Here is a 24,828-nt window from a genome sequence, read left to right as displayed (position 1 = left end):
GATCAAGGGGGCGGCGGTCAGGTGATCGCGCGCATGTCGGCCTGGTCCGGCCCCTGGGCCGCGCGCCGTGCCGCCCTGGCCGCGACCGTGGCCTCGGTGGTGTCGGGCTGCTCGTACCTCGGGAACGTCACCAGGGCGAGCAGCGCGAGCGTGAACCCGGCGGTGCGCAGGGTGAACGGGAGCGTCTCCTCCGGCCACTGCTCGCCGAAGAGCACCGAACTGCTCAGCACCAGGTAGGTGCGCCCGATCACGGTCAGCACGGTCGCGACGATCGCCAGGCGGCACCGCTGGAGGGCGACCTGGAGGCCGCCGAGCGCGATCGCGGCCATGCCGAGGGTGAGCAGGGGATAGGGGGACTTGAGGACGGCGGTGACGCTGCCGGTGTCCTCGTACACGATCGAGATGCCGCGGATGCCGGCCTCGGCGAGCCCCGCGCAGGCGCCGGCGCCGATGCCGTACGCGACGCCGGCGAGCTTGCGGGCGTGCCGTCCGCCCCGGCGGCGGTCGCCGAGCAGCCACACGACGGCGGAGACGACGAGCGCAGGCGCCATCACCGCCAGCATCTTCCACGGCGAGACGAGCGTGCCGACCAGGGTGTCGTCGGCGGTGAGGTCGCGTTCGGATCCGGCGGACAGCCCGATCATGACCGTGGCGAGCACGAACATCGCCACGCTGACCCATTCGCGGACGCTGAGCCGCTCGTCCAGGAACCACACCGAGTACAGCACCAGGAAGACCAGGCTGATGGCGAAGATGGGCTGCGCGACCGCCAGCGGCATCGCCGTGAACGCCACCACCTCGTACGCCAGGCCGACGAACAGGATCAGACCACCGGCGAACCAGATCGGGCTGGTCAGCATCTGCCACGCGACGAAGAACGGCCGGCTCCCGCGCAGCGGCGGCATGCGCTGCGCGGAGATCCGGAAGACCAGGAAGGCGACGTAGTAGGCGATGGTCGCGAGGAGAGCGAGGGCGGCGTAAGCCAGATCGTGACCCATCGGGGAGACCTCTCAGCGGACGACGATCAGACAGACTGCCGTGTTGAACGCCCTGTGACAAGACCGTAACGCGGAGAGGGGTGGTCCGGAATGCGAAATGCGGCCGCGTCAGTCGTACTTGCGGCCGGTACGCGAGGACATCCGCCCGGCGAGCCCCCGCGGAACGAAGCGGGTGAGGCCGACGATGGCCTTGTACTGCGCGCCCGGCACGCTGACCTGGACACCGCGCCGCAGGTCGCGCAGGCCCGCGTCGACGACCTTGTCCTGCTCGAGCCACATGAAGCCGGGGATGCCGCTGGTGTCCATGCCGGCGCGCTCGTGGAACTCGGTGTGCACGAAGCCCGGGCACAGCGCCATCACGCGCACCCTGCCGCCGGACCGCCCGGCGATGTCGGACGCCACGCCCTGACTGAAGCTCACGACCCAGGCCTTGGACGCGCCGTACGTGCCGCGCGTGGCGAACGCCGAGACCGACGACACGTTGACCACCGCGCCCCGGCCGCGTTCGAGCATGCCGGGCAGGACGGCGTGGGTGAGCCGGAGCACCGCCTCGCAGTGCACCTTGAGCATGGTCAGCTCGTCCGACACCGGCACGTTGAGGAAGGTGCCCTTGTTGCCGAAGCCCGCGTTGTTGATCAGCAGGTCGACGCCGGTGCGCAGCCGTTCCTCGGCCGTCCGGAGGCCCTCCTCGGTGGAGAGGTCGGCGACGACGATCTCGGTGGACACCTTGTAGCGGTCGTGCAGGTCGCGCGCGGTCCCGGCCAGCCGGTCGCCGTCGCGGGCGAGCAGGACGAGGTCGAACCCGTCGGCGGCGAGGCGGCGGGCGAACGCGGCACCGATCCCCGCGGTGGCGCCGGTGATGAGAGCAGTCGGCATGATCTGACCCTATGCCTTGACGACCCCTGTGCCTTGACGACCCCTATGTCGTGACGACCCCTATGCCCTGACCCGGCGGGCGGCGCGGCGGGCATGGAAGTCGCGCGGGTCGGGCCGGCGGGTGGCGCGGCGGTAGGCGAAGGTGAATCCCGGCCAGTTGTTGACGACCTTGCCGTCGGCGTTCATGTACCAGCTGTCGCAGCCGGCCTCCCAGACGGTCGAGCGCAGCCGCTCCTGCATCTCCCGGCCGAACGCGTCGAGGACGTCGGGGCGCACGTCGATCCAGTCGAGCCCGGCGCCGCGCAGCGCCTCGACGCAGCCCAGCACGTACCTGATCTGCGATTCGAGCATGTAGATGATGCTGTTGTGGCCCAGGTTGGTGTACGGGCCGTACAGCAGGAAGAGGTTGGGGAAGCCGCTGACCGTGATGCCGAGGTGCGCCTCCGCGCCGTCGCGCCACGCGTCGTCGAGGTCCCGCCCGTCCCGGCCGGTGATCTTCATCGGCGCCAGGAAGTCGGTGGACAGGAAACCGGTGGCGTAGACGATGACGTCCACCTCGTGCTCGGTGCCGTCGCGGGTCGTCACGCCGGCCGGGGTGACGCGCGCGATCGGGTCGGTGACGAGATCCACGCCGGGCCTGGTGAGCGCCGGGTAGTAGTCGTTGGAGATGAGGATGCGCTTGCAGCCCATCGGGTAGCCGGGCACGAGCGCGGCGCGCAGCCCGGGATCGGGCACCTGCTCGTCCAGGCTCTTGCGGAACCGGCGCTCCATGACCTTCATCAGCCCCGGGTACTTGATGAAGCCGAGCGCGCGTGACTCGTACAGCGCGTAGATCTTGGCCCGGCTCAGCTCGTAGACGCCGGGGACGGCGGCGAGCAGCGCCTTCTCCCAGCCGCGGTACGGGCGGTCGGGTTTGTCGATGACGTACGGCGCGGACCGCTGGAACAGGCGCACCGCCGCGGCGTCCTTCGCGATCTCCGGCACGATCTGGACGGCGCTCGCGCCCGTACCGATGACCGCGACCCGCTTGCCGGTGAGGTCGAGGCCGTGGTCCCAGCGCGCGGAGTGGAAGCTCGGGCCGGTGAACGTCTCGATGCCGTCGATCTCGGGCAGGGTGGGCCGGTTGAGCTGCCCGCACGCGGAGACCAGCACGCGGGCCGACAACTCGGCGCCGTCGCCGGTGGAGATCCGCCAGACGGCCTTCCCGCCGCCGGCGTCGAAGCGGGCCTCGGTCACCTCCGTGCCGAACCGGATGTGGCGGAGCACGTCGTACTTGCGCGCGCAGTGCCAGAGGTAGTCGAGGATCTCGGGCTGCGGCGGGAAACGGCGCGTCCAGTCGGTCTTGCGCTCGAACGAGAACGAGTAGAGGTGGGACGGCACGTCGCACGCGGCGCCCGGATAGGTGTTGTCGCGCCAGGTGCCGCCCAGCTCGCCGGCCTTCTCCAGGATGACGACGTCGTCGATGCCCGCCTGCTTGAGCCGGATCGCCATCCCGATGCCGCCGAAGCCGCTGCCGATGATCACGACGCTGTGATGCATGACCGTCCCGAATGTCGAATCTGCTTCTTTCGGCGGAGCGCTTCGAGCGTAGGTGACCGGCAGGTCATGTGGCCAGATATGAACAACTTTCCCGTTGTGGGATCTCTGTCCGACCCCTCTGCCATCATCCCGGCATGCGATACGACCGCCTGGTGGCCGCGGCCTTCGCGGCGGACGGCCACGAACTGAGCGACGACGCGCTCGGCCTGGACGGCGCGCTGGCCCGTGTCCGGCTGGAGGCGCTCCAGCGGGGCCGCTGGATCCTCGACCTGGTCGACCGGCTCGAGCCGTTCCGCGGGCGCGGCGACGAACGCGCCGCCGTCGAGGCCGAGATCGACCGGGCGATGAAGGACGCCGGCGACGACGGGCTCCGCGCCGCCGGGATCTGCGTCGTCCTGTCGTGCCGGTACGCCGAGCTGCGCAGGCTGGCGATGGTGACCCGGCGCCGGCTGTCCTGGACCCCGGACGAGGCGGCTCTGGTGTGGCGCATCGTGCTGGCCGACCACAACACGTGGACGGTGCGCTATCGGGTGCAGCTCGCGCTCGCCTCCCTCACCAAGCTCGACGACACGGCGCTCGAACGTGTGCTGCCCGACATGAAGGCCGTCGAAGCGTTCCTCAAGGACGCGCCTCAGATCCACGGCTCCGAGGCCGTCCGCTTCGGGCGGCGGCTGAGGGAGGCGATCGAACGGTGCGAGGGCCCGCGGTCGGCCGCCGACGTGCCCGGCGGCCTGGGCAGGCTCGTTCCGGAGGACGAGCCGTGGGCGGGCCCGCTCCGCGACCTGCTGACCACCTCGTGGACGCCGGAGGCGCCCGCGTTCGTCCGCCATCTCGGCGACCTGACCGGGCCGCGGCCGGCGCGGCGCTGGCGGACCCGCTGCCTCGAGCTCGCGGCCGACGCGCCCGTGCTGCGCGAGGCCGTCTCGGCGTGCCTGCGGCTGCTGGCCGGCGGCGACGCGGTCACCAGCGACGAGCACGGGCCCTACGCCCGCTGGATGGACGGCGGCTGGACCTACCGCTACCTCGTCCGGCAGGAGCACGGCGACCTGGCGCGCGGCGCGATCTGGGCGGCGACCCTGCTCGGCGAGCCCGGCGGCGTGGTCGCCGAGCTGGAGCCGCTCGCGCTCCGGACCGGCGGCCCCGGCGGCGACGTCATCGTCGACCTCAAGCTCGCCGGGGCCGCGATCAACGCCCTGGGCGACGTCGCCGACCCGTCCGCGCTGGACGCGTTGTGGCGCCTCCAGCACGCGATCAAGCACCGCGCCCTCGCCAAGCAGATCGGCGCCGCGGTCGAGGCCGCCGCCGGGCGGCAGGGCATCACGCCCGAGCAGCTGATCGAACGCGGCGTCCCGCGCCACGACCTCGACGCCGACGGCACCACGACCCGCGGGCTCGGCGACCACGAGGCACGCGTCGCGGTCGCCGACGCGGTGACCGTGCGGCTGACGTTCGCCGGCCCCGACGGCCGCCCGCTCAAGAGTGCGCCCGCCGCGCTGCGCGAGCCGTACGCCGACGAGATCAGGGAGCTGAAGGCCCTCACCAAGCAGGTGCGCGGCACGTTGTCGGCCGAGCGCGCGCGGGTCGAGCGCCTGATGTCGGCCGACCGGGCCTGGCCGTTCGACGAGTGGTCCCGCCACTACCGCGACCACCCGGTGACCGGTGTGCTTGTCCGCGGCCTGATCTGGGAGTTCGAGGGCGCGGACGGGCGCTGGACCGCCGCCGCCCCGGGCGGGCGCACCCTGGTCACCGTCGACGGCACCGCCCTGGCCGATCCGGCGCCCGGCTCGCGCGTCCGGCTGTGGCAGCCCGTCCGGGCCGGCGTCGCGGAGATCCAGGCCTGGCGCGGGTACGTCGCCGAGCACGAGATCCGCCAGCCGTTCAAGCAGGCCTTCCGCGAGATCTACCTGCTGACCCCCGCCGAGGAGGAGACCCGCGTCTACTCCAACCGCTTCGCCGCGCACATCGTCCACTACAGGCGGCTCTACGCGCTGTTCAAGGAACGCGGCTGGCAGTCCAACTACCTGGGGCGGCACGAGGCGGGCTACCACGGCGAGGCCAAGGGCGAGTTCGGCGACGGCCGGTGGCGGGCGTGCTTCTTCCACGAGCCCGCCGAGGACGACTTCCAGGACGCGCCCCGCTACGCCGCCACCGACCAGGTCCGGTTCGAACGCCGCGAGGGGCGGCGCTGGCTGGAGACCGCCGTGGCCGACGTGCCGGCGGCGGTGTTCAGCGAGGCGATGCGCGACGTCGACCTCTTCGTGGGCGTGACCTCGATCGCCGCCGATCCCGACTGGACCGACCACGGCGAGGACCGCTACCTCGCCTACTGGCAGAGGACGTCGTTCGGCGTGCTCAGCGCGAGCGCCGAGACCCGCCGGGACGCGCTGCGGCGTGTCGTGCCGCTTCTCAAATTCGGCGCCCGCTGCACGGTCGACGACCGCTACCTCGTCGTGCGCGGCACGCTGCGCACATACAAGATCCATCTCGGCAGCGCCAACATCCTCATGGAGCCGGACGACCGCTACCTGTGCATCGTGCCCGCCCGGCGCGCCGCCGCCGGGGGCAAGGTCTTCCTGCCGTTCGAGGACGAGCGGCTCGCGCTGATCCTGAGCAAGGCGGCCCTGCTCGCCGCCGACAACAAGATCACCGACCGGACCATCCTGGACCAGATCCGAACGAGGTGACCCGATGACCAGCGTGACCTTCCGCGACGAGACCGCCGCGGGCGGGCGGACACTCCACGAGTTCACCGTCCCCGGCCTGCCCGCCGCGATGACCGTGCGCGACCTCATCCGGCTCCGCGTCCGCGAGGAGGTCGCCCGCCACAACGCCGCGCCGTCCCGCTTCAACGGCCTGGTCCGGCCGGTCGGCGCGGAGACCGAGCTCAACGGCGCCCGGCCACCGCGCCGCGTCGACTGGGAGCGCCAGGCCGACGTGGCCGAACGCGCGTTCACCTCCAACGGCTTCTTCATGTTCGTGGGCGACGTCCAGGCCGGGGACCTGGACGAGGTGGTCGACCTGACCGGCGACCCCGGCCTGACCTTCATCCGCCTGGTGCCCCTGGCCGGCGGCTGACCGTTCCGTCCCGCTGTGGCACGATCGCCGTATGCCGATCGACCAGCACCTCCTGGTGGTCTTCGCCCTCACCACCGTCATCGCCATGATCACGCCCGGCCCGGACATGCTCTTCGTGCTCGGCTGCGGGATCAAGGGCGGCCCCCGCGCCGGGCTCCTCGCCACCGCCGGCGTCGCCACCAGCGAGGCCGTCCACGTCGCGGTCGCCGCCGTGGGCCTGGCCGCCCTGTTCGCGGCCGTCCCCGTCGCGTTCACCGTGGTCCGGGTCCTCGGCGCCGTCTACCTGATCTACCTCGGCGTGCGGATGATCCGCAACCGCAAGGGCCTCCCGGACGACGACCCGGCCGAACCCGCGGGCATGCCCGGCCGCCGCGCCTTCGTCAGCGGCCTGCTGACCAACCTGCTCAACCCCAAGATGGTCACCTTCACGATCGCCTTCCTCCCGCAGTTCATCGACCCGTCGCTGGGCCAGGTCTGGCTGCAGTTCGTGATCCTCGGCGCCATCCTGATCGCCCTCGAGTTCGTCGTGGACGGCGCCGTGGGCGTGACCGCCGGCCGCATAGGCGCCTGGCTGCGCCGCCGCCGCACCGCCCGCCGCCGCATCGACGTCACCACCGGCGGCATCTTCATAGGCCTGGGCGTCAAACTCGCCACAGAACGCTAGCCCCCACGCCCCCGCACCGTCTCGCGCCCGCTGGACGCGATCTATCCGATCCTCAGCCTGCGCCTACCCGCGCTCCCGCAGGTTCACCGGCGCCTGCCGTGCCCACGTGAACATGTGCCGTGCTCGCGCGTCGTTCGTGGCGTGACGCGGCCCGGCTCAGGTCGATCCTGGGCCGGGCCGGCGGGTCGGGAATGAATGGTCAGCGGGACGGGCGGGGCGGGAGGCCCGGGGTGAACGGGGCGAAGGCCGGGCTCACGACCCTCGGCTTCTCACCCAGGAAGTCGGTCGGGACCTGGTAGGCGTCGGGGAAGCCGGCGGCGGCCTTGTTGAGGCGCCGCGGGCTGAGGCTCGGCCACTTCCCGGTGTCGAGGCGCTCGATCAGGGCGCGCACCGTGACGATCTCCTCGGCGGCCGTGAACGCGCAGTGGCTGCCCCGGTCGACGTACGTCTGGCGCAGCTTGGCGGGTTCGCCGTGCAGCTTGACCTGCGACGCCAGCCACCGCTCGCCGTACGCGGGGGCGCCGCCGTCGCCGGTGTTGTGCACGGTGATCGTCGGTGCGGGCGTGGTGGCCGCGACGACGCCGTAACGCTTGAGGTAGCGGACCCCGGCCGGGTCGGCGGAGATCCGCGGCGCCGCGGCCAGCGCCGCGAGGTCCTTGCCGAGGTCGCGCTTCAGATCGAGGCCGGCCTCGCGATAGGCCCGTACGACCAGGTCACGCTGGCTGGAACGGGCGAACAGCCGGCCGTAGTCGACCCCGGTGTTCCACGACGGGTTGCCGCCGGCGCGCCGGATGATGTCCGCGCGGCCGATCGGCCCGTTGCCCCAGGTGTAGGCGCCCTGCACCCAGGTCGCCTGGGCGCGGATCTGGTCGGCGACCTCGGTCGGCTTCGGGTCGTACGTGGAGTACCAGCCCGGGATGTTGCCGAACGAGCCGATCAGCGCCAGCCGGGCGCGGCCCGCCGGGGTCTTCAGCGCCTCGTCGATCGCGGCGGCCAGGACGCCGGCGCTGGCCGACGGGTCCGCGGGCCGGACGATGTCGATGTCCTGGCCGGGCGCGAGCAGCGTCCTGGTCGCGAAGTTGAGGTCCAGGGCGGTGTTCATGTAGCCGAGGAAGTCGTACGCCGCGCACATCGCGACCACGCCGGAGAACCGGCCCGGGTTGCGCTCGGCCAGCGAGGTCGCGACCACGCCGCCCATCGACTGCCCGGTGCCGACCGTGCGGCGCGGCTTGCCGATCTCGCCTTCGAACCAGTCGAGCAGTGCGATCTGGTCCGTCAGCGCGGGCTCGACCGTGTAGCCGAACTTGCCCTTGTAGTCCGACGCCGCGACCGCGTAGCCGTGGTCGATCAGCCACTCGGCGGTCTGCGGGTGGTTCGCGAGGCCGGGGCTGTCGGCCGGCGGCGGGAAGCCCTCCGGGTAGTAGCCGTGGCTGTAGAGGACGAGCGTGCGGTTCCAGCGGGCCGGCACCACGACCTTGTAGTCGGCGCCGTCGATCGCGCCGCGATAGGTGCGCCGCCCGTCGGGACCCACCTCCTCCGTCGCGCCCGTTGGTTTCTTCACGCCGACGGTCTTGCCGGTGCCGCTCGGCGTCGCGGCGGCCGGGGCCTGGGTCCCGGCGGCGAGGCCCAGCAGCAGCACGCCGACCATGGCGCCGCGCGCCCAGCCCCGGCGCGGCCGCGTGATTCGGGGGGTGTCCATACGTTTCTCCTCCTCGTGAGATCAGCGTTCGCACTACCGACTGGAGGGCGCGGCGAAACTCATCGGCGCACGAGCAGAAAGATCCCAAGAACCGGCGACCACGCAGCTCACGCCGGCCGCACACCCTCGTGCCCGTCGGCGCGGCGTGGGCGGGACGTGGGCGGGACGTGGGCGGGGCGTGCGGGTGTGCGAGGGCGGCGGGGTCAGAGGAGGTTGAGGTCCCGGGCTTTCAGGGCGGCCTGGAAGCGGGAGTCGGCGTTCAGGAGGGTGAGGATCTCGGCCACCCGGCGGCGGTAGGTGCGCAGGGAGTGGCCTATGCGGCGGCTGGCGGTCTCGTCCTTGAGGCCTTCCGCCAGGAGGCGCAGGATCGCGCGGCTCTCCTCGTTCAGCATCGGCGGGCGGGTGCGGCGGAACGCCTCCAGGTCGGCCGCAGACTCCCAGGTCGCCCAGAACAGTGAGGAGACACCGCGGATCACGCCGGGCGAGCGGACGACGGTGTAGGCGCGGACGCCCTGCTCGGGCGGGCCCGCCAGGACGGCGATCCGGTCGTCGATGATGATCGTCTCTTGGGGGAGCGGCGTGGTGCAGATGCGGACGTGCACGCCGCGGCGGGCGAGCTCGACGAGACGCCGTTCGGACTCCTCGTCGGCCAGGGCCCGCGGGTTGTAGAGCTTGTGGACGGCCAGGTCAGGAGCCGACCGGCGGCGCTGGGCGATGATCTGCTCGCGGGCGCCCGGCATCGCCCACGTGTGCAGGTCGGCCGCCGCGCACACGAAGCGTTCGCGCGCGCCCGCGAACAGGTGCCCGGCCCGGCGGGAGAGTTCCTCCTCGCCGCGCAAGGTGACGTTGGTGTCCAGGTCAAGGCTCATCACGGCCAGTCTGCGGGGCGTGAACCCCGCTGGTCAACGTGGCAGTTTGCTGCCACGGGACCGGAACACGCGGAGCGAGATCGGAGGCTGGGGTCATGGACACCAACGAATTCTGGACGCTGGGCGGGGACCTGAAGCTCAACCGGATGGGCTTCGGCGCGATGCGGCTGCCCGCGCGCGACCGCGGCGGCCCCGCGACCGACCCGGACGTCGCGCTGGCGGTCCTGCGCCGCGCGGTCGAGCTGGGCGTCGACCACATCGACACGGCGGCCTTCTACTTCTTCGGCGACCTGGCCGCGAACGCGCTGATCAGCGCCGCCCTCCAGCCGTACAGGGACGACCTGGTGATCGCCACCAAGGTCGGCCCCCGGCGCGGGCCCGGCGACCCGATGCCGACGGGCCAGATGGACCCGGGCGAGCTGCGCGCCGAGGTGGAGCGCAACCTCCGGGAGCTGGGGCTGGACCGCCTCGACCTGGTCTACCTGCGGATCGGCGGGCTCGGCACCGACCCGTCGGAGTCGCTCGGCGAACGGTTCGCGGTGCTGGCCGGGCTCCGCGAGGAGGGGCTGATCAGGCACCTCGGGGTCAGCAACGTCACTCTGGGGCAGCTGGCGGAGGCGCGCACGATCGCGCCCGTGGCCGCCGTGCAGAACCGGTTCGACGTGACGATGCCGCAGGACGCCGAGCTGGTGCGGCTCTGCGAACGTGAGCGGATCGCGTACGTGCCGTTCTTCCCGCTGGGCGGCTTCGGAGTGCCGTCCGACGAACGCCTGGACGCGGTCGCGCGGCGCCATGGCGCGACCGTCGCCCAGATCCTTCTGGCGGGCCTGCTGGCCCTGTCGCCGGTCATGCTGGCGATCCCGGGCACCTCGTCGCCGGCCCACCTGGAGGAGAACGTGGCGGCCGGCGGCCTCAAGCTGAGCTCCGAGGACCTGGCCGTCCTCCGCGAGATCAGCCGATAGCGGTCAGTCGCGGTCGTGGTGGCAGACGGCCTCGAGCCGGAAGCCGAACGGGTCGAGCCAGAAGACGGCGTAGTAGGGCGGCGGGTACCGCGGGAACTCCTGTGGTTCGTGCAGGACCTCGCCGCCCAGACCGAGCACCAGCCGGTGGACGTCGTGCACCGCCGACCGCGTCTTCACCATGAACGCCAGATGTTGCAGCCCGGTGCGTTCGGCCGAGAAGTCGCCGGGCGCGTGGGAGGGGTAGAAGAAGAGGTAGGTGCCGGGCTTGCCGCCCGCCGGGCGGTAGGCGAACTCGTCGTCCGCCGAGAGGAACTCCTCGAAGCCGACCGCCGGCATGATCACGTCGTAGTAGGCCTTCGCCGCGGTCAGGTCCGGGACGTTCAGACCGAGGTGTCCGATCACCCGTTCAGCCTGCCATCGGGACGCCCTCCGGCGGTGCGCCGGGAGGGGCGGAGCCGATGTCGAGGAGGCCGAGCGGTGTCTCGTCGGGCGGCGGTTCGAGCTCCAGGGCGGCGGCGCCGGGCGCGGGCCTGGGACGGCGCGGGACCGGCGTGCCCGACGAGCCGCCGCGGCCCCGGTAGACGACCAGCCCGTTCACCGGATCGGGAACGGCGTCGAGCGCGGCGCGCGTGCCGGGCAGGGCGCGCCAGGTCGTCCAGTGGTCCTCGTCGGTGAACGCGATCTCGAACACCACGCCCCAGGAGTGCGCGTGCCAGTGCCAGTCGACGGCGCCGTTGGTCAGGGCCGACTCGACGAGGAGCTCCTGATGCGCGTCCCGCCACCGGGCGGCGGAGACCTCGGCGTCGAAGACCTCGATGGACCACCATTCCGGACCCATGGCGACCTCCCGTCCGTACCCGACGATAGGCGCCGGTCATGGTGGTCGCCAGACCCCATTAACCTGGGGCGATGTCGACGACGCGGTTGCTGGTCCTCGGTGCGGTACGGGGGTCGGGACGGGCGCACGGTTACGAGATCCGCCGCGAACTGCTGTCCTGGGGCTCGAACGAGTGGGCCAACGTCAACCCCGGGTCGATCTACCACGCGTTGCGCCAGCTCACCAAGGAGGACCTGCTGCGCGCGTACGAGGTGCCGGAGAACGACGCGGGCCCGCCGCGCACCGACTACGAGATCACCGAGGCCGGGGACGAGGAGTTCCTGCGGCTGCTGCGGCTGGCGATCGCCGAGGTCGACCAGCGGCGGCCCGAGCTGATCTCGGCCGCGCTGGGGTTCCTCACCGAGCTGCCCAGGGCCGAGGCGATCGAGCTGTTCGAGCGGCGGCTGGAGGACCTGGCGGCGTGGCGCGGGGCGGTCGCCCCGCACATCGCCGGCGACGACCACCTCAACGAGCTGCTGGGCTGGTGGGTGCACCAGGCCGACTCCGGCACCGCCTGGACGCGGGGCCTGATCGAACGGCTCCGCGCCGGCGCCTACACCATGGCCGACGACGCCTGACCCGTTCAGGCCAGGCAGACCAGCGCGCGGGAGAGGTCCGGATCGAGCGGGTAGCCGACCGGGAGCCGCCGCGTGGTGGCGTCGACGAAGTCGACCGCCGACAACTCCGCCGTCGTGTCGTGCGCCGTCACCCGATAGCCCCCGGGGATCCGCTCGACCCGTACCGTCGAGCCCTGCTCGTCCAGCACGAACACGCCGATCCGCGACCGCCACGCCGTCCGCGCCGGCTCCTCCTCCGGCTCGACCGGCACGCCCACGTCGTCGGCGTGCGTCGCGTACTCCGAGCAGTAGTGGAACGTCTGCAGGCCGACCGGGTACGGCCCGGCCATCGTCGGCAGCGTCGCGTCCACGCCCAGCTCGCGCATGCGGCGCCGCGTCTCGCCGTTGCCGGCGCGCCACTCGTCCAGGACGGCGGCCACCGGCCGGTCGCGGCGCACGTCCACGCACCAGTCGTTGAACGAGCCGACGTCCTTGACGCCCTCCCGGTCCAGGAGCCCGAACAGCCCGTCCAGGTCGTCGTCGAGGCACGCGCGGTTGTAGAGCTCCTCGCCGGCCAGGTGCGCGAGCACGTCGCGCGCCGACCAGCCCTCGCAGCGGGACGGCCGCGCCCACTGCTCGTCGTCGAGCCCGCTGAAGTACGCGTCGAGCCGGGAGAACTCGACGTCGAAGATGTCGAACGGATTCAGGTCGCGAAGGTCTTCGGGGGACATGGCGGTATCTGTACCCCGGGTTTGCGCGCATATGAGCGCGCGGGCGCGGGCTTGTGAACCCGCACCGCCGGGGGGACGCTTGTCGGAGGGTGTCGCTGGATCCTTCATCGGCAAGGGGCTCGGATGAGGATGACGTTCTTGACGCGACCGCCGACGGCCGGAAGGCGACCGCCGACGGCCGGACCGGTCCGTAGGGGCACGATCTGGGCGGGCGGCCTGGTGCTGGCGGGCGCGGCTCTCACGGGGTGCGCGCGTGACGCCGACCGGCTCGACATGGACACGCCGGGACGCACCCTGCCGGTGCCGGCCACCGCGGCGGCGACGGAGGTCTCGCTGGGCACCACGGCCAGGGGCCCGGCGCTGGTGGACGGCGCGGGCCATTCGCTCTACCTCTTCGAGAAGGACGGCGCGAACGCCTCCACGTGCGAGGGCGACTGCCTGGACATGTGGCCCGCCGTCACGACCCTCGAACCGCCGAAGGCCGGGCTCGGCGTGCGGGCCGAGCTTCTCGGCTCCTTCACGCGGGAGGACGGCGGCAAGCAGGTGAGCTACGCCGGCCACCCGCTCTACCGGTTCGTCAAGGACGTCTCGCCCGGCGACGCCATCGGCCACGACCTCGCCGACCACGGCGCCGAGTGGTACCTGGTCGCCTCGTCCGGCGAAAGGATCCCCAGCTGACCGAGCGTGACGGGATCAGGTGTCGACGAACGATTGGGGGACGATGACGCGCAGGGCGTTGCCCAGGAGGCGGACGGTGACCGGGGTGAGCCCGCGGATCTCGCCGTCGACGTCGACGCGCAGCGGCGGGTCGGTCTCGATGTGGACCTCGTCGGTGGTGAGGAACGCGTCCTCGTCGAGCGAGCGCCACTGCCCGGTCAGGACGTGCCGCGCGGTCGCCGACGCGAGCCGGAGCCGCCGCTCGTCGCCCAGCCGGTAGACGGCCAGCAGCCGGTCGTCGGGGCTGGCGTCGCGGGCGATGCGCTGGCCGCTGTGGTGGGCGCCGTTCGCCACGTTCAGCTGGTGGGTGCGCAGCTCCCGCGTCTCGCCGCCGATGCGGATCGTGGCCTTGAACGCCTCGTGCCGGGGCAGCAGCCGTGCCGCCGTCAGCGCGTACGCCGACCGCCCGATCACCCGCTTGAGCCCGTGCGGGACGTTCCGCGCGACCTCCACCGACAGGCCGAGGCTCACCATGTTGGCGAAGATGTGCCGGCCCTCGGGAGCGTCTCCACCCGCCTGGCCGTTGCCGGACGCGGCGTTGCCGGTCGTGGCGGTGCCGGAGAACCAGCCGACGTCGACGTCGGCGACCTTGCCCTCGCGCAGGGCGCGGACCGCGCCCGCCAGGTCCTGGGGGAGCTCCAGGCTGCGGGAGAAGTTGTTGGTGGTGCCGAGCGGCAGGACGCCCAGCGCGATGTCGCGGTGCGTGAGGTGGCCCACCGCCTCGGCCACGGTGCCGTCGCCGCCGCCGACCACCACCAGGTCGGGCTCGAGGTCCAGCACCTCCCGGAAGATCGCGGGAAGCCGGTCGGGGTCGGTGACGGGGAAGACGTGGTCGAACGTCAGTCCGGCCTGGGACAACAAGCGGCGCGCGGCCCCGAACTTCTTGCGGCCACGGCGCGACCGCGCGTTGACCACCAGGACGGCCCGTCCCTGCGGCCCGCGGATCGCGGCTTCGAGCTCCGGCTTGCTGCGCATGTCGCGGTCGTTCTCCCCTCCATCCCGGTCACCTTACCGGCCACGGTCCGGCCCGAGTCCGGGCCATGCATTTTATAAACCCATTACCGGGTGTTGGAACATCTCTTGATGCGGGGATATTCCAGGGAAAGGCGTGCGGAATGGTGGGGCGTAGAAATGTGGCGGTACGGATGGCTCGGAGTAAGTTTTATTTCGATGCTTTCGGCCTCCATCGCCCCCGGCGGCCCGGCGAAGGCGTCGGCGCCCGCCGCCGACGACGGTGCCGCCGTCATCGGTGAACGTTTTCGCGGCCGCCGTATGCTGGACCTCACGATCCGTTCGCCGGTCCTCGCCGTTCCGGCCCACGTCAGGCTGCTTCTGCCGCCCGGCTGGTCGCCGGACGCGGACCGTACCTGGCCGGTGTTGTGGCTCCTCGCCGGGGCGGGCGGCACCCCGGCGCTGCACACCGCGTGGACCGACAATACCGATGTCGAGGAGTTGACGGCGGGCCGGGACGTCATCGTCGTCATGCCGGACGCGGGCCGCTGCGGGAATTACACCGACTGGTGGAATCACGGCAAAGGCGGGGCGCCGAAGTGGGAGACGTTCCACCTCACCGAACTCCGGCAGATCCTGGAACGCGGATACCGCGCCGGAACGGATCGCGCCATCGCCGGCAACGGCATGGGCGGCATGGGCGCGATGGCCTATGCGGCGCGCCACCGGGGCCTGTTCCGGGCGGTCGCCTCGTTCAGCGGGCCGCTCAACACGCTCCACCAGGACCCCGGCGGGCTGGACGTCGCCGACCTGGTGGAACTCGGTGTCGCGATCGGCTGCCCCGCCGCGGACTGGACGGACGTCTGGGGGCGGCCGGACGTCCAGCGGGTGGTGTGGCGCCGGCACAACCCGTACGACCTGGCCGACCGCCTCGCCGGGGTCCGCGTCCACGTCTCCTCCGGGGACGGCCGTCCCGGCCCCTACGACCCGGCTCCGGGGACCGGACCGGACGTCGTCGAGTCGCTGGCCCACGCGCTGGCGCTGGAGTTCGCCGGCAAGCTGCGCAAGCTGGGCATCCCGGTGTCGACGCACGTCTACACCGGCACCCACCGCTGGCCGTACTGGCAGCGCGAACTCCACGCGGCCCTGCCGATCCTCCTCGCCGAGATCACCTGACCCTGACGATCCGCTTCTGGAACGGGGCCCCGGGGTGGTCAGTGATCGCAGCGGGGGTCGGCGGCATGGTCGTGCGGCGGCTCGTCGGTCACCGAGACGTGGCGCGGGCCGTGCGGGTCCTCGCAGTGGAACTCGTCGTCGAGATGATCCACTTCGAGTGTGGTGTGCGTGATGCCGTACGCCGACCGCAGCAGTTCCTGGAGATCGCGCCGGACGGCGTGGCAGTCGCCCTTCGGCTCGACGAGCACGTGCGCCGACAGCGCCGGGTAGCCGGAGCTGACCTCCCAGACGTGCAGGTCGTGCACCTCCTCCACGCAGGGTCGCTCGGCCAGCCGGGCGCCGAGCTCGGTCGGGTCGATCCCGGTCGGGGCGGCCTCCATGAGCACCCGGCCCGCGTCGCGGAGCAGCCCGTATCCGGCCTTGAGCATGAGCGCCGCCACGAACAGCGATGCGATCACGTCCGCCCGGTTGAAGCCGGTCGTCCAGATCACCAGGCCCGCGATCGTGGTGGCGATGAACGCGTACAGGTCGTTCAGGATGTGCTGGAACGCGCCCTCGACGTTGAGGCTGCCGCGGTTGGCCTTGCTGATCAGCCAGGTGGCCACCACGTTGATCGCGACGCCGGAGAGCGAGGTCCAGAAGACCAGCTGCCCGTTGACGTCCGGCGGGTGCAGCAGCCGTTCGACGCTCTCGTACACGAAGTAGGCGGCGAGCAGCAGCAGCGTCAGCCCGTTCAGCTGCGCCGAAAGGATCTCCGCGCGGCGCAGGCCGTAGGTGTAGCCGCCCTTGGGCGGCCGGGCGGCGATGCGCATCGCGATCAGCGCGAAGATGATCGCGAACGCGTCGGTCATCATGTGCGCCGCGTCCGAGATCAGCGCCAGCGACGAGGCGATCACGCCGATGGTCGCCTCGACGCTCATGTAGCCGATGATCAGTACGAGCGCGCCGGTCAGGTAACGGCGGTCGGCGTTGGCGCTCACGCCGTGACCATGCCCGTGCCCGTGTCCTTCGCCCTGGTGGCCGTGACCGTGACCGGGGGCTCCCGGCTTCCCCGGCGTGCCGTCCAGGTCCGTGCTCATCTGCCTTCCTCCAGGTGTCCGACGTGCGCGAGGGCGAGCTCGAGCAGCATTCTGACGTGCGAGTCGTCCAGCCGGTAGAACGCCATGCGGCCCGCCCGGCGCACCCGCACCACCCGGTCGGCGCGCAGCAGCCGCAGCGCGTGCGACACCGCCGACTCGGTGTGGCCGCAGGACGCGGCGATGTCGCAGACGCACATCTCGCCGCCCTCGAGCAGCGCCATGATGATCCGCAGGCGTCCCGGGTCGGAGAGCAGCCCGAAGATGCGCGCCATCTCACCGACCGCGTCGGCGTCCGGCATGGCGGCGGTGACCATGGCCACCTTCTCGGCGTCGACGACCCGCACCACGCAGTCGTCGGCGGCCGCCGTCGCCGGAGTGACATCTGAAGCACTGCTCATATGAGCAACTGTACATCAGGTGATGATCACGACGAAACGGGAGGCTCCGGCTCGTCCGTCGGGGCGGAGATCTGCCCGGTCGGCTCGGGTTCGGGCTCCTGCTCCGGGTACTCCGCGCTCGGCGTGACCGGAATGCCCGGCTCGGTCGTGGGGGAAACCTCCGTGCCCGGCTCGCCCGTGGGCTGCCCGGGGTAGGTGGAATCATCCGGGCCGGTCGATCCGTCCGGACCCGTCGACCCGTCGGGCCCCGTCGACCCGTCCGGGCCGGTCGACCCGTCCGGCGACGTGCTCGGATCGCCGGGGACCTCGGTCTCCGGCGCCGCCATCGGCGGCCCGTCGGAGGCTCCCAGTGTGGCCCGCGGCCGGTTGAAGCCGACCGTACCCTCGGGCTCCACCAGAACGAAGACCGGCACCGCGCCCTTCGCGGGCTCGCGCGGCTTGATCTTCGTCACTTTCCCCTTGCTGAACCGTGGCCACGACTGGCCCGTGTACTTCGCGTTTCCGGTGGAGATCTTTTTGTCCGGCTGGGTGAGCGGATTGCCGCAATTGCACTTCACCACGGGAAAGCCGTATCCGTTCACCAGAACGCCCATTCCCGCCTGAAGCACGGCCGGAGAGCTCGTCGGCCGGCCGTCCCGGAAGCCGTGGTTGGTCACCAGCGTGTCCGTCCGCAGCAACACCGGCGTCAGCCGCCCCACGAACCCGGGGATCTCGCCTGGCGCGATGCCGTGCACGCCCGCCCACGCCTTCGCCTTGTCAGGGTGCGTACGCAGGAACTCCACCAGCTTGGCCGGGTCGCACGTCGCCTCCCGGCGCGTCCCGCCGTACAGCCCGGGAGCGTCCCCCTCCGTCGTGCCACCCGCCTGGGTGCGCGTGGTCAGCTGCACCCGGTCGGTGCCCGACATCGGACTGTACGGATCCGCCCCCGGCGTGCCGACCGTCAGCCGCGTGATCGTCGCCCCCGCCTCTCCGCACCCCATCACCATTGCGCCGATCATCACGAGGACCAGACATATCCGGGAATTGATCGTCAGCATTGGCCATCTCTCGTTCGTGGAGTACCGGACCTATACTCTTTGATGCCACGGCGGCACGTTTTGTGCGCGGCTGAATTGTGACGAGGTGCGATGGCGGCTCCGCTACCCCTGACCCCGGCGGATCCCAGGAGCCTGGGCGCCTACGAGATCATCGGCCGCCTCGGCGACGGCGGCCAGGGCGTCGTCTACCTCGCCCGCCGCGACACCGGCCGCGTCGCGATCAAACTCCTGCACACCCGCCTGCTCGGCGACGAGAACGCCCGCGCCCGCTTCGTCCGCGAACTGGCCCTCCTCCAGCGCGTCGCCGGCTTCTGCACCGCCCAGATGCTCGACGCCGACGTGGCCGGCGACCAGCCGTACATCGTCAGCGAGTACGTGCCCGGCCCGTCCCTGCGCGCCCTCGTCCACACCTCGGGCCCGCGCACCGGCGCCGATCTCGACCGCCTCGCCATCGGCTCGGTCACCGCCCTCACCGCCATCCACCGCGCCGGCATCGTCCACCGCGACTTCAAGCCGCAGAACGTCCTGATGGGCCCCGACGGCCCCCGCGTCATCGACTTCGGCATCGCCCGCGCCCTCGACGCCGGCGCCACCGTGACCAGCCAGGTCGTCGGAACCCCCGTCTACATGGCCCCCGAGCAGTTCACCACCGCCAAGATCGGCCCCACCGCCGACCTGCACGCCTGGGCCGCCACCCTCCTCTACGCCGCCACCGGCATCGATCCCTTCGCCGGCGGCCCGCTCCCCGCGGTCATGTACCGCATCATGAACGAGACCCCCGACCTCACCGTCCTCCCACCCCAGATCGCCGAGATAGCCGCCGCCTGCCTGTCCAAGGAACCCCACTCCCGCCCCAGCGCGGAGGAAACCCTCCTCTGGCTCCTGGGCGAACGGGCCCCCGGCCACGCGCTCCCACCCACTCCCGCCCAGGAGGACGCGAGCCCCCGGCCGCCGGCGGACCCGCCCGAGCAGACCGAAGAGGACCGCCCAGACCGCCGCACGCCGGGCCCCTCCGGTCCCGCAGCCACCCTCCGCCCGCCAAGCAGGAACGCTCAACCGCGCACACCCGGACCGCCGAGCCTCCACGAACACCCAGCCGCGAACCGCCGGCCGGACGCCGACGGCGAGCAAGCCGACCACATCCCCAGCGACCTCCCCGACCAACCGGCCACCCCCGACCAGCCACCCGCCGCTGGCCACCCGAGCCCATACGGCCAGCCGAGCCCATACGGCCAGCCGAGCTCGTACGACCAGCCGAGCTCGTACGACCAGCCGAGCCCGTACGACCAGCGAGGTCTTAACGAGCAGCCGGGCCCCCACGAACGGCAGAGTCCCCACGGGCAGCCGGGCCAGTCGGGGCAGGAAGGTCCTCCACACCGACAGCCGGGCGTGTACGGACAGCCGGGTGCGGAGGGCCAGCCGGACGTTCAGCATGGGCAAGCCGGTCACGCAGGCAGCGGCACCCGAGACGAGCCAGGCGCCCAAGACCAGCCACGTGCGGCTGGACAGCCGGGCCCGCACGCCCAGCCCAGCCCCTACGAGCAGCAGGGCCCGTACGACCAGCCGGGCCCGTACCAGCCGCCGGGATCGTACGGACAGCTTGGCCCGTACGAGCAGCCGAGCCCGTACCAACAGCCCGGTCCGTCCGAGCAGCCGGGTCCCTACGGGCAGCCAGGCTCATACGCGCAGCCGGGCCCATACGAGCAGCCAAGTCCATACGCACAGCCGGGCTCGTCCGACCAGCAAGGCCCGTACGACCAGCAAGGCCCGTACGACCAGCAGGGCCCGTATGAACGGGCGGGGCCGTACGAACAGCCAGGCCGGTCAAGTCAGGCGGGAGTTGAGGGTCGGGCGGACGTTGACCATGGGCAGGGTGGTCCCGCGGGCAGTGGCACCCGTGATGAGCCGGGTGGGCATGCTCAGGCGGGTGCGAGTGGTCAGCGGGGCCCATATGGGCAGCCGGGGGGCGAAGCCTGGGCGGACGGCCGGGGAGCGTCAGGCGGGCACGGGTTCTCGGCCGCTGCTGGTCAGCCGGGTGCGCAGGATCAGCAACGTGCGCACGACCGGCCGCGTACCGGTGGGCAGCCGGGCGTGGGGGGACGGGCCGACGTTCATCATGCGCCGGGTGGTCCTGCGGCTCAGGGTTGGGCGGGGGGTCCTCAGCAGGCGGGTGAAATCGCTCCGGGCCAGGCTGGTCGGCGCGAGCCGGTGGGAGGTCACGGCGCGCCCGGAGGGTACGTCCCGCCGGGATATGGGCGGCCAGGTGAAGGGGAGTGGCCCGGCGTTCAAGGGCAGCCAGGCCCACACGATCAGGTGGGAGCTGGACGTCAGCCGGCCACGGGCGTGCCTGGCGGGTCCGGGCAGGTAGGGCCTGGTGGGTCGGCCGGCGTCGCCAGCCGGCAGGGCTATCGGGAGTTGCGGCGGTCGGCCGCGGTGGTCACCGGGCTGGTGCTGGCCGCGTTGCTGTCGGTACTTGACATCGCGGTGCTGGCGCTCCTGGTCGCGCAGCCGGGCCTGAGCCGTGGGCCGCGCGGTGAGTTGCTGCCCGCGGCGTCGTCGTACGCGTTGTTGGCGATGGTGACGTTGGTGGCCGTCGCGGTGGCATGGCGGGGGAGCAGGGGCGCGGCGTGGACCGTGCTGGTGGTGCGCATCCTGCGCGTCGCGGCGTGGGGCGTGTGGAGCTTCTTCGTAGCCGTGGACGGCATCTTCGCCGCATACGCCCTCGTGTCGCTGCTGGCGGTAGCCCTCCTGGCGCGCGGCCTCCTGGCCGCAGACCGCACCCCCTGAGCACGAAGACCACACCCCTGAGCATGAACACCGCACCCCCTGAGCATGAAGACCATGCCCGAGTCGCCTCACCCGGCACACACTCGCCGGACACATCGAGGCCGCTGGGCCCCCGCGCCCCGCCCGTCCACCGCCGAGCTCACCGCGAACGCCGCACCTGCTGTACGCGCCGAGTCCGCGGCCCCGCCACGCCCACCGTGCGCGCTGGCCCCCGGCGAAGGCTGAGGGGCGTGGAAGGGGATCAGGGGGGTGGGGGAGTTTCGGCTTGGCGTTCGGACCATTCTTTCAGGTCGCGGCGTTCTACGGCGGCGGCCATCAGATCGGGGAAGGCGTCGGGGGTGCAGGCGAACGCGGGGACGCCCAGGGCGGCCAGGGCGGCGGCGTTCTCGTGGTCGTAGGAGGGGGCGCCCTCGTCGGAGAGGGCCAGGAGCACGACGACCTGGACGCCGGCGGCGGTCAGGGCGGCGACGCGCTGCAACATCTCGGCGCGGACGCCTCCCTCGTACAGGTCGCTGATCAGCACGAAGATGCTGTCGTTGGGGCGGGTGATCAGGCCCTGGCAGTAGGCGAGGGCGCGGTTGATGTCGGTGCCGCCGCCGAGCTGGGTGCCGAAGAGCAGTTCGACCGGGTCGTGCAGCTGCTCGGTGAGGTCGACGACGGCAGTGTCGAAGACGACGAGAGAGGTGCGGAGGGAACGCATCGACGCGAGCACGGCGCCGAAGACGCTCGCGTAGACGACGGACGCCGCCATCGAGCCGCTCTGGTCGATGCACAGGACGACATCGCGCTTGACGGCCTGCTGGCGGCGGCCGTACCCGACCAGGCGTTCGGGGACGAGGGTGCGGTGGTCAGGCAGGTAGTGGCGCAGGTTGGTGCGGATCGTCCGTTCCCAGTCGACGTCGGCCAGGCGGCGCGGGCGCAGGACGCGCGCCGACCGGTCGAGCGCGCCGCCGATGGCCGAACGGGTGCGCTGCGCCAGGCGTCTCTCCAGCTCCTGGACCACGGTGCGGACGACGGTGCGGGCCGACTCGCGGGCGCGGTCGGGCATCACCTGGTTGAGCGACAGCAGGGTGCCGACCAGGTGAACGTCGGGCTCCACGGCGTCGAGCATCTCCGGTTCGAGGAGGAGCCGGGTGAGGTTGAGGCGTTCGATCGCGTCCTTCTGCATCACCTGGACGACCGTCGAGGGGAAGTAGGAGCGGATGTCGCCGAGCCAGCGCGCCACCGACGGGGCCGAGTCGCCGAGCCCGGCGCTGCGGCGGCCCGCCCGGCCGCGCGCCTCGTCGCGGCCGCCGCCGTAGAGCTTCTCCAGCGCGGCGTCCATGCGCGCCTCGTCGCCCTCCAGTGCCACGCCGGTGCCGTCGGCGCCGCCCTCGCCGCCGAGCACCATCCGCCAGCGCTTGAGCCGTTCCTCGGTCACGCGTGGTCCTCCCAGCCGAGAATCGTCAGGGCCGTCGCCACGGCGGGCGCCGCGCGTTCGGTGTCGATGTCCTCGTCGTTGTCGTCCTGACCGTGACGCGACGGCCGTGGCACGCCGAGCCTGCGCACACGGTCGCCGATCGCGCGGCGTTCGGCGGTCGCGTACGCGCCGAACGTGCGGCGCAGCAGCGGCAGCACGTCGGTGAACGAGTCGCCCGTCAGCCCGGTGACCCAGCCGTCCACCAGGCGCAGCAGCTCCTCGTCGTGCACCAGGATCAGCCCGCCGCCCGACAGGAAACCCTCGATCCAGGCGGCGGCGCGGTCCGGCGGGGTGCCGACCGACACCGCGCGCGCCATGCGGTCGGGGACGTCGTGCAGCAGCCCGGCGTCCTGCAGCAGCCGGGTGAGGCGTCCTTCGAGCAGGCCGTGCAGGTCGCGCCGGTCGACCAGGGCGCGCAGTGTACGGCGCCACCGGTCGAGATGAACGTCGCTCGCCAGCAGCGCGAGGCCGCCGTGCACGGCGTCGACGTGGCCGAGCAGTTCGCGCGCCGCGCCGTCGTCCAGCCCGGCGACGGCCGGGGGCAGGCCCACGCAGATGCGGACGACCAGCGTGTCGACCACCGACTGGAGCGGCCCGGTGCCGGTGCCGCGCACGTCGCCGTAACGCAGCGCCCGCACCAGCGAGGGCAGCGCCGACATCAGGTGCGCGACGTCGGTGTCGACGGCGGCCCGGTCCGCCAGCGTCCGCATCACGGTGGGCAGCGCGCCGCCGAGGTCGGCGAGCAGGCAGCGTTCGGCGACGGATGTGAGCTCGGCGAGGCCGTCCGACTGCGCCGCCATCGCCTTGGCGCGCGCGGTCGCCGCACCGTGCACGGTCGTGCCCCACGCGCTCGCCTCGATCAGCTCGACGTCGAACTCGGGCCGCCACATCAGCGTCCACGTCTCGCGGAACGTGCCCTTGGACGTACGTCCGACGCCCTCCGCCGGTACGCCCCAGTCGACGTTCAGCAGGCGCAGCCGGTGCAGCAGGCGGCTGCGTTCGAGATCGGTCGGCTTGCGCAGGTCGAGGTCCTGCTCCTTGTCGAGCGCCGCCGGCTTGAGCCGCAGGCGCCGCTGCTCGGCCTGCAGATCGCGCTGCAACGGCACCATCGGCGTGCGCTCCGGCACGGCGCCGAGCCGTTCGCCGACGACCATCCGGCGCTGGATCAGCTCGACCGGCAGGTCCGCGCCCTCGCAGAGCACCGCGCGCGTCGCCTCGGTCACCTCGTCCAGGCCCGCCAGCGGCCGGCCGCGCAGCGCGGCGAGCGTCTCGGCCAGCCGCACCGCCTCGATCACGTGCGCGGACGAGACGTGCAGGTCCTCCTCGCGCAGCACGCGCGCCGCATCGATCAGCCACCGCTCGATCGGCCGGTCGGACGCCGAGAACAGATGGTGGTACCAGCCCGGCGAACGCACTCCCGCGCCGTATCCCGAACGGTTGGCCAGCCGCCCGTGCGTCCACGGCACCCAGGTCATCGCGATCTTGGCCTTGGGCAGCCCGCGCAACGTCTGGTCGTCCTTGGACGAGGGCACCTTCTCCAGCAGTGCCGGGACGTGCCACGCACCGCACACCACCGCGACCCGCTCGTACCCCTCCTTGAGCGTGCGCCGCAACGTCCGCCGCATGTGCGCCTCGCGCTGAGCCTCCCTCCGCAGGTAGCCGGAGGGCAGCCCGGCCGCCGCCTCCTCCGGCAGCGCCGCCACCTGCTCGCGCAGCTCCGTCATCGCCTCCGCGATCGCCGGGAACGGCGACGGCCCCCCGTCACGATGCTCGACGACGTCGTCCCACCACCGTTCGGCGTCGTCGTACCCGGCCACCCGGGCCAACCACCCCAGCGGATCGAGCCGGATCCGCTGCTCCTCGGTCAGCTCGGCCGAGCCTCCCTCCGCGTCCCCCTCCTCCGGCGCCACGGCCCCATCCCCAGGCGCCACCTCACCGGACACGTCCCCATCAGCAGATCCCTGGCCCGCCGAGCCGACGCTCCCACTCCCATCCCCACCCGCAGTCGCACCAGTCGCACCGGGAGCGGCCGTCTCGGGCTTGTCGCCCGTGTTGGTGCCGGTCATGTCACCCGTGCCTGCGCGGGGTGCGGCTGCGCCCGGCGTGCCGCCCACGGCTGCGTCCGGCGTACGGCCTGTCGCGTCGCCCGGGCCGCTGCCTGTGGTTGCACCGGGTGTGGTGGCGGTGTCGTCCGGGCTGCTGCCTGTGGCTGTGCCGGGTGTGGCGGCGGTCTTGTCTGGGCCGCTGCCTGTGGTTGTGCCGGGTGTGGTGGCGGTGTCACCCGGGCTGCTGCCTGTGGCTGTGCCGGGTGTGGCGGCGGTCTTGTCTGGGCCGCTGCCTGTGGTTGTGCTGGGCGTGGTGGCGGTGTCACCCGGGC

General features: G+C 72.4%; 23 protein-coding genes and 1 pseudogene. 9 read left to right on the top strand and 15 right to left on the bottom strand.

The window, feature by feature from the left end; all coding sequences use genetic code 11:
• Positions 1-17 precede the first annotated feature (17 nt).
• The 3 genes from ABZ810_RS16635 to ABZ810_RS16625 all read right to left on the bottom strand — a co-directional run bounded on the left by ABZ810_RS16635 (position 18) and on the right by ABZ810_RS16625 (position 3,413).
• A complete protein-coding gene (locus tag ABZ810_RS16635; protein WP_358403765.1) occupies positions 18-998 on the bottom strand; it encodes a DMT family transporter in 981 nt (326 codons plus the stop codon).
• Positions 999-1,106: 108 nt separating this feature from the next.
• A complete protein-coding gene (locus ABZ810_RS16630) occupies positions 1,107-1,874 on the bottom strand; it encodes an SDR family oxidoreductase (protein ID WP_358403763.1) in 768 nt (255 codons plus the stop codon).
• Positions 1,875-1,934: 60 nt separating this feature from the next.
• A complete protein-coding gene (locus ABZ810_RS16625) occupies positions 1,935-3,413 on the bottom strand; it encodes an NAD(P)/FAD-dependent oxidoreductase (RefSeq protein WP_358403761.1) in 1,479 nt (492 codons plus the stop codon).
• A 134-nt stretch (positions 3,414-3,547) separates the two neighbouring features.
• Between ABZ810_RS16625 and ABZ810_RS16620 the strand changes: the two genes are divergently transcribed.
• The 3 genes from ABZ810_RS16620 to ABZ810_RS16610 are packed head-to-tail and all read left to right on the top strand — an operon-like array spanning position 3,548 to position 7,152.
• A complete protein-coding gene (locus ABZ810_RS16620) occupies positions 3,548-6,097 on the top strand; it encodes a DUF4132 domain-containing protein (RefSeq protein WP_358403759.1) in 2,550 nt (849 codons plus the stop codon).
• A 4-nt stretch (positions 6,098-6,101) separates the two neighbouring features.
• Complete coding sequence (locus ABZ810_RS16615; protein WP_358403757.1) at positions 6,102-6,488, top strand: hypothetical protein; 387 nt, start codon at positions 6,102-6,104, stop codon at positions 6,486-6,488.
• A gap of 31 nt (positions 6,489-6,519) precedes the next feature.
• On the top strand, positions 6,520-7,152 hold the full coding sequence (locus ABZ810_RS16610) for a LysE family translocator (protein ID WP_358403756.1): 633 nt from the start codon (positions 6,520-6,522) through the stop codon (positions 7,150-7,152).
• Positions 7,153-7,351: 199 nt separating this feature from the next.
• Here the strand turns inward: ABZ810_RS16610 and ABZ810_RS16605 are convergent, their stop codons facing one another.
• On the bottom strand, positions 7,352-8,851 hold the full coding sequence (locus tag ABZ810_RS16605; RefSeq protein WP_358403755.1) for a DUF6351 family protein: 1,500 nt from the start codon (positions 8,849-8,851) through the stop codon (positions 7,352-7,354).
• Between the two features lie 203 nt (positions 8,852-9,054).
• Complete coding sequence (locus ABZ810_RS16600; protein ID WP_358403754.1) at positions 9,055-9,720, bottom strand: DNA-binding response regulator; 666 nt, start codon at positions 9,718-9,720, stop codon at positions 9,055-9,057.
• Between the two features lie 95 nt (positions 9,721-9,815).
• On the opposite strand from ABZ810_RS16600, the gene ABZ810_RS16595 reads away from it, so the two are divergent.
• Positions 9,816-10,682 (top strand): aldo/keto reductase, encoded by an 867-nt coding sequence (locus ABZ810_RS16595; RefSeq protein WP_358403753.1) that lies wholly within the window; start codon positions 9,816-9,818, stop codon positions 10,680-10,682.
• Between the two features lie 3 nt (positions 10,683-10,685).
• On the opposite strand, the gene ABZ810_RS16590 is transcribed toward ABZ810_RS16595, so the two are convergent.
• Both ABZ810_RS16590 and ABZ810_RS16585 read right to left on the bottom strand, forming a co-directional pair.
• Positions 10,686-11,084 carry a VOC family protein gene (locus ABZ810_RS16590; protein WP_358403752.1) on the bottom strand — a complete coding sequence of 133 codons (399 nt, stop codon included), beginning with the start codon at positions 11,082-11,084 and terminating at the stop codon, positions 10,686-10,688.
• 4 nt (positions 11,085-11,088) lie between these two features.
• Positions 11,089-11,520, bottom strand: coding sequence for a hypothetical protein (locus tag ABZ810_RS16585; protein WP_358403750.1), 432 nt, complete (start codon positions 11,518-11,520; stop codon positions 11,089-11,091).
• 71 nt (positions 11,521-11,591) lie between these two features.
• Here ABZ810_RS16585 and ABZ810_RS16580 point away from each other — a divergent pair, with 71 nt between their 5' ends.
• The gene (locus ABZ810_RS16580) at positions 11,592-12,137 is read left to right on the top strand and encodes a PadR family transcriptional regulator (protein ID WP_358403749.1); all 546 of its coding nucleotides are present in this window, start codon (positions 11,592-11,594) and stop codon (positions 12,135-12,137) included.
• Between the two features lie 5 nt (positions 12,138-12,142).
• On the opposite strand, the gene ABZ810_RS16575 is transcribed toward ABZ810_RS16580, so the two are convergent.
• Positions 12,143-12,847: a maleylpyruvate isomerase family mycothiol-dependent enzyme gene (locus ABZ810_RS16575; RefSeq protein ID WP_358403747.1), complete on the bottom strand. Its 705-nt coding sequence runs from the start codon at positions 12,845-12,847 to the stop codon at positions 12,143-12,145.
• 138 nt (positions 12,848-12,985) lie between these two features.
• Here ABZ810_RS16575 and ABZ810_RS16570 point away from each other — a divergent pair, with 138 nt between their 5' ends.
• Positions 12,986-13,525, top strand: a complete 540-nt coding sequence (locus tag ABZ810_RS16570) for a hypothetical protein (RefSeq protein WP_358403746.1) — start codon at positions 12,986-12,988, stop codon at positions 13,523-13,525.
• 15 nt (positions 13,526-13,540) lie between these two features.
• Here the strand turns inward: ABZ810_RS16570 and ABZ810_RS16565 are convergent, their stop codons facing one another.
• Positions 13,541-14,539 carry a YegS/Rv2252/BmrU family lipid kinase gene (locus ABZ810_RS16565; RefSeq protein ID WP_358403744.1) on the bottom strand — a complete coding sequence of 333 codons (999 nt, stop codon included), beginning with the start codon at positions 14,537-14,539 and terminating at the stop codon, positions 13,541-13,543.
• A 195-nt stretch (positions 14,540-14,734) separates the two neighbouring features.
• On the opposite strand from ABZ810_RS16565, the gene ABZ810_RS16560 reads away from it, so the two are divergent.
• Complete coding sequence (locus tag ABZ810_RS16560; protein WP_358403742.1) at positions 14,735-15,691, top strand: alpha/beta hydrolase family protein; 957 nt, start codon at positions 14,735-14,737, stop codon at positions 15,689-15,691.
• 38 nt (positions 15,692-15,729) lie between these two features.
• Here the strand turns inward: ABZ810_RS16560 and ABZ810_RS16555 are convergent, their stop codons facing one another.
• From ABZ810_RS16555 to ABZ810_RS16545, 3 genes are read right to left on the bottom strand one after another with little or no spacing between them, the layout of a single operon-like run.
• Entirely contained in the window at positions 15,730-16,770 is a 1,041-nt protein-coding gene (locus ABZ810_RS16555) for a cation diffusion facilitator family transporter (protein ID WP_358403741.1), read from the bottom strand.
• Positions 16,767-17,168 carry a metalloregulator ArsR/SmtB family transcription factor gene (locus ABZ810_RS16550; RefSeq protein ID WP_358403739.1) on the bottom strand — a complete coding sequence of 134 codons (402 nt, stop codon included), beginning with the start codon at positions 17,166-17,168 and terminating at the stop codon, positions 16,767-16,769. Before ABZ810_RS16550 ends, ABZ810_RS16555 begins: the two co-directional genes overlap by 4 nt.
• 26 nt (positions 17,169-17,194) lie before the next feature.
• Positions 17,195-18,205, bottom strand: a complete 1,011-nt coding sequence (locus ABZ810_RS16545; protein WP_358403738.1) for a DUF6777 domain-containing protein — start codon at positions 18,203-18,205, stop codon at positions 17,195-17,197.
• A 90-nt stretch (positions 18,206-18,295) separates the two neighbouring features.
• Here ABZ810_RS16545 and ABZ810_RS16540 point away from each other — a divergent pair.
• Positions 18,296-19,018, top strand: a pseudogene (locus ABZ810_RS16540) (serine/threonine-protein kinase); the annotation flags it as partial.
• Positions 19,019-20,200: 1,182 nt separating this feature from the next.
• Here the strand turns inward: ABZ810_RS16540 and ABZ810_RS16535 are convergent.
• Entirely contained in the window at positions 20,201-20,425 is a 225-nt protein-coding gene (locus ABZ810_RS16535; protein WP_358404425.1) for a hypothetical protein, read from the bottom strand.
• Positions 20,426-20,518: 93 nt separating this feature from the next.
• On the opposite strand from ABZ810_RS16535, the gene ABZ810_RS16530 reads away from it, so the two are divergent.
• Entirely contained in the window at positions 20,519-20,992 is a 474-nt protein-coding gene (locus ABZ810_RS16530; RefSeq protein WP_358404422.1) for a hypothetical protein, read from the top strand.
• A gap of 241 nt (positions 20,993-21,233) precedes the next feature.
• Here the strand turns inward: ABZ810_RS16530 and ABZ810_RS16525 are convergent, their stop codons facing one another.
• Both ABZ810_RS16525 and ABZ810_RS16520 read right to left on the bottom strand, forming a co-directional pair.
• Positions 21,234-22,382, bottom strand: coding sequence for a VWA domain-containing protein (locus ABZ810_RS16525; protein WP_358404385.1), 1,149 nt, complete (start codon positions 22,380-22,382; stop codon positions 21,234-21,236).
• A 26-nt stretch (positions 22,383-22,408) separates the two neighbouring features.
• Positions 22,409-24,361 carry a DUF5682 family protein gene (locus tag ABZ810_RS16520; RefSeq protein ID WP_358403737.1) on the bottom strand — a complete coding sequence of 651 codons (1,953 nt, stop codon included), beginning with the start codon at positions 24,359-24,361 and terminating at the stop codon, positions 22,409-22,411.
• Positions 24,362-24,828 lie beyond the last annotated feature (467 nt).

It is taken from the genome of Spirillospora sp. NPDC047279 (assembly GCF_040643285.1).
GTDB lineage: Bacteria > Actinomycetota > Actinomycetes > Streptosporangiales > Streptosporangiaceae > Spirillospora.
The sequence above is the reverse complement of the archived record's forward strand: the minus strand, read 5'-3'. Positions and strand labels throughout refer to the sequence as shown.

Excerpts from the sequence above, each read along its gene's own strand:
- ABZ810_RS16635 (WP_358403765.1), bottom strand. The coding sequence starts at position 998 with ATGGGTCACGATCTGGCTTACGCCGCCCTCGCTCTCCTCGCGACCATC.
- ABZ810_RS16630 (WP_358403763.1), bottom strand. The coding sequence starts at position 1,874 with ATGCCGACTGCTCTCATCACCGGCGCCACCGCGGGGATCGGTGCCGCG.
- ABZ810_RS16625 (WP_358403761.1), bottom strand. The coding sequence starts at position 3,413 with ATGCATCACAGCGTCGTGATCATCGGCAGCGGCTTCGGCGGCATCGGG.
- ABZ810_RS16620 (WP_358403759.1), top strand. The coding sequence starts at position 3,548 with ATGCGATACGACCGCCTGGTGGCCGCGGCCTTCGCGGCGGACGGCCAC.
- ABZ810_RS16615 (WP_358403757.1), top strand. The coding sequence starts at position 6,102 with ATGACCAGCGTGACCTTCCGCGACGAGACCGCCGCGGGCGGGCGGACA.
- ABZ810_RS16610 (WP_358403756.1), top strand. The coding sequence starts at position 6,520 with ATGCCGATCGACCAGCACCTCCTGGTGGTCTTCGCCCTCACCACCGTC.
- ABZ810_RS16605 (WP_358403755.1), bottom strand. The coding sequence starts at position 8,851 with ATGGACACCCCCCGAATCACGCGGCCGCGCCGGGGCTGGGCGCGCGGC.
- ABZ810_RS16600 (WP_358403754.1), bottom strand. The coding sequence starts at position 9,720 with ATGAGCCTTGACCTGGACACCAACGTCACCTTGCGCGGCGAGGAGGAA.
- ABZ810_RS16595 (WP_358403753.1), top strand. The coding sequence starts at position 9,816 with ATGGACACCAACGAATTCTGGACGCTGGGCGGGGACCTGAAGCTCAAC.
- ABZ810_RS16585 (WP_358403750.1), bottom strand. The coding sequence starts at position 11,520 with ATGGGTCCGGAATGGTGGTCCATCGAGGTCTTCGACGCCGAGGTCTCC.
- ABZ810_RS16580 (WP_358403749.1), top strand. The coding sequence starts at position 11,592 with ATGTCGACGACGCGGTTGCTGGTCCTCGGTGCGGTACGGGGGTCGGGA.
- ABZ810_RS16575 (WP_358403747.1), bottom strand. The coding sequence starts at position 12,847 with ATGTCCCCCGAAGACCTTCGCGACCTGAATCCGTTCGACATCTTCGAC.
- ABZ810_RS16565 (WP_358403744.1), bottom strand. The coding sequence starts at position 14,539 with ATGCGCAGCAAGCCGGAGCTCGAAGCCGCGATCCGCGGGCCGCAGGGA.
- ABZ810_RS16560 (WP_358403742.1), top strand. The coding sequence starts at position 14,735 with ATGCTTTCGGCCTCCATCGCCCCCGGCGGCCCGGCGAAGGCGTCGGCG.
- ABZ810_RS16555 (WP_358403741.1), bottom strand. The coding sequence starts at position 16,770 with ATGAGCACGGACCTGGACGGCACGCCGGGGAAGCCGGGAGCCCCCGGT.
- ABZ810_RS16550 (WP_358403739.1), bottom strand. The coding sequence starts at position 17,168 with ATGAGCAGTGCTTCAGATGTCACTCCGGCGACGGCGGCCGCCGACGAC.
- ABZ810_RS16545 (WP_358403738.1), bottom strand. The coding sequence starts at position 18,205 with ATGCTGACGATCAATTCCCGGATATGTCTGGTCCTCGTGATGATCGGC.
- ABZ810_RS16525 (WP_358404385.1), bottom strand. The coding sequence starts at position 22,382 with ATGGTGCTCGGCGGCGAGGGCGGCGCCGACGGCACCGGCGTGGCACTG.